Annotated in this window: 3 protein-coding genes; 2 read left to right on the top strand and 1 reads right to left on the bottom strand. The window is 49.2% G+C overall.

Translation table 11 applies throughout. The features are described 5' to 3' along the window. On the top strand, positions 1-996 hold a 996-nt coding region (locus tag WCO51_11935), incomplete at its 5' end, for an RtcB family protein (protein MEI6513963.1). A gap of 69 nt (positions 997-1,065) precedes the next feature. Beyond that, positions 1,066-2,343, top strand: coding sequence for a serine--tRNA ligase (gene serS, locus WCO51_11930; GenBank protein ID MEI6513962.1), 1,278 nt, complete (start codon positions 1,066-1,068; stop codon positions 2,341-2,343). 91 nt (positions 2,344-2,434) lie between these two features. Here the strand turns inward: serS and WCO51_11925 are convergent. After that, positions 2,435-2,797, bottom strand: a 363-nt coding sequence (locus WCO51_11925; protein ID MEI6513961.1) for an aminotransferase class I/II-fold pyridoxal phosphate-dependent enzyme, incomplete at its 5' end; no start/stop codon positions are given.

Raw genomic sequence — 2,797 nt, 5'->3', positions numbered from 1 at the left:
GGCGCTCATTGGATGATCGAAAATGGCTACGGGTGGGATGAGGACATCGAGCGAAGTGAGCAGGGCGGTCGCTTCAAAATGGCCGAACCCAAAGCTGTTACTGACAAAGCGATCAAACGCGGACTACCTCAACTTGGAACACTTGGTAGCGGGAACCACTTTTTGGAAATACAAGCTGTCGATGAAATATTCGATCCCGTGATTGCCGAAGCCTTCGGCATTACTGAAATCGGACAGATCACAATTATGATCCACACCGGTTCGCGTGGATTTGGGCATCAAACCTGCACGGATTACCTCGACCAGATGCAAGCGGTGCTTCAGAAATATAATATTCAGATCCCCGACCGACAACTTGCCTGCGCGCCTATTAAATCACCGGAAGGTCAAGCCTATCTTCAGGCGATGGCTTGCGCCGCCAATTTCGCATGGGCTAATCGGCAAGCGATCGCTCACCTAATCCGCAGTGCTTTTGCAAAAGTTTTCAAAACAAAGGCAGAAAAGATGGAGATGCATCAAGTTTACGATATCGCCCACAATATCGCCACAATCGAGGAGCACCTTGTTGAAGGGGAATTAAAGACACTTTGTGTCCACCGCAAAGGCGCAACGCGAGCCTATGGTCCAGGCCATAAGGATGTTCCGGCAATCTATAGAAATGCAGGCCAGCCAGTGTTAATTCCCGGCGATATGGGGCGCTATTCCTACTTATTGTCCGGCACTGCAAAGGCGATGGAAGAAACTTTCGGTTCAACTTGCCACGGAGCAGGACGTTTATTAAGCCGCCATTCGGCGATAAAGAAAGGCGAAGGCAAAGATATCGCCGGTCTATTAGCCGAAAAGGGCATCATAGTCCGCGCTCAGAATAAGAAAGGACTAGCCGAAGAGGCTTCCTTTGCTTACAAAGACGTCGCGGATGTGGTGGATGTCTGTCATAAGGCCGGCATCTCTCACAAGGTAGCCCGAATGAAGCCGATGGGCGTAATCAAAGGCTAGACCGCCTGCTCAACGCAAGTGGGGTACTATTAGCAAAGAAAGAACTGCAACGGGAGATAATCAGGGACGATGTTAGATAGAAATATAATTAGAAATGAACCTGAAAAGGTTAAGGCCGGACTAGCTAGCAAGAATAATGACCCCAGCGTAGTCGATGAACTTTTGTGCTTAGACGAACAATGGCGCGCCAAGACTGCAGAAGTCGAGCGCTTAAAGGCCGAACGCAATCGTGTATCCGATGAAATCGGCGCGATCAAGAAGCAAAAAGGCGATGCCTCTGAACAGATAGCTCAAATGAGCCAGATAAAAGGACGCATTCAGGACCTAGACGCTGAAGTGGTCGTATTTGACAAGCAAATCGACGATCTCTTGCTCAATATGCCAAACTTGCCTGACGAAAGCGTTCCTATGGGCAAGAATGAAGAAGATAATGTCGTGGTTCGTGAGTGGGGAGATAGAAAATCATTCGACTTCACCATTAAACCCCACTGGGAGCTTGCCGAGGAGTTGGAACTTATTGATTTCCCACGCGGGGTCAAAGTCTCAGGCAGCGGTTTCATCGTCTATAAAGGCATAGGCGCAAAGCTGGAGAGGTCCTTAATTAGCTTCATGCTTGACCTGCATACCGAAAAGCACGGCTATGTAGAAATCTTCCCCCCCTTCATGGTCAACCGTGCCAGTTATGTCGGGACAGGACAGCTTCCAAAGTTCGAAGAAGAGATGTACGCCACCAAATGGGATGATCTCTACCTCATCTCAACCGCCGAGGTTCCGGTAACTAATTTATATAGAGATGAGATTTTAGCTGGTTCACAGCTACCTATCTATCATGCAGCTTATTCAGCATGTTTCAGAAGAGAAGCCGGAGCCGCTGGCAAGGATACGCGCGGCCTTCTTCGACTGCACGAATTCAATAAGGTCGAATTGGTCAAATTTGTCCTCCCTGAAACATCCGCTCAGGAGCATGAGAATCTCTGCCAAAACGCAGAAACAGTCTTACAGATGTTGGATATCCCCTACCGAGTCGTCGAGCTTTGCACTGGTGACTTATCGTTCAGCGCGGCCAAATGTTATGATTTGGAAATTTGGAGCCCCGGCGTCGACCGCTGGCTCGAGGTTTCTTCCTGCAGTAACTTCAAAGATTTCCAAGCACGCCGCGCAAGTATCCGCTTCCGCCGCGAACCTGCCTCAAAACCTGAGTTTGTTCATACCCTAAACGGCTCCGGAGTAGCTCTCCCCCGCTTGGTCGCCTCAATCCTAGAAAACTACCAACAACCCGATGGCTCCGTCCAAGTCCCCTCTGCTTTGATACCATACCTTGGGGTAGATGAGATTAGGAAGAAATAAGAAGCGCAATCTGGAACCCAAGCGCCCCGCAATAACACGGAAATAGAAAGGGGGGCGTGCCTATGGCCCGCCCCCCTTTTATATGTCTTAACTACATTAACTTCAGTGCTTCGATCCTATTTACCGCTTCCTCTAGGCGTTCGCCGTTTTTGTCGCCGGAGACGGTTAGGCTCATTCTAACATAGCCTTCGCCCTGGGAGCCGTAGCCAACACCAGGGATAGCCAATACACTTGCTTGCTCCAAAAGTATCTTGGAGAAATCCATCGAACTTAGGCCCTTCGGGTTTTTCAGCCATACATAGAAAGTTGCCTTAGGCTTTTGAATATCGAAACCGATGCGCTGAAGGCCATCGATTAGGATATTTCTTCGGCAAGTATAAATGTCGAAAGTTTCTTTATTAGAAACATGATCGAGCGCATAGGCGGCGGCCAGATCAACCGCTGGAAACTGCTT

It is taken from the genome of bacterium (genome assembly GCA_037131655.1).
Classification (GTDB): Bacteria; Armatimonadota; Fimbriimonadia; order Fimbriimonadales; family JBAXQP01; genus JBAXQP01.
The sequence above is the reverse complement of the archived record's forward strand: the minus strand, read 5'-3'. Positions and strand labels throughout refer to the sequence as shown.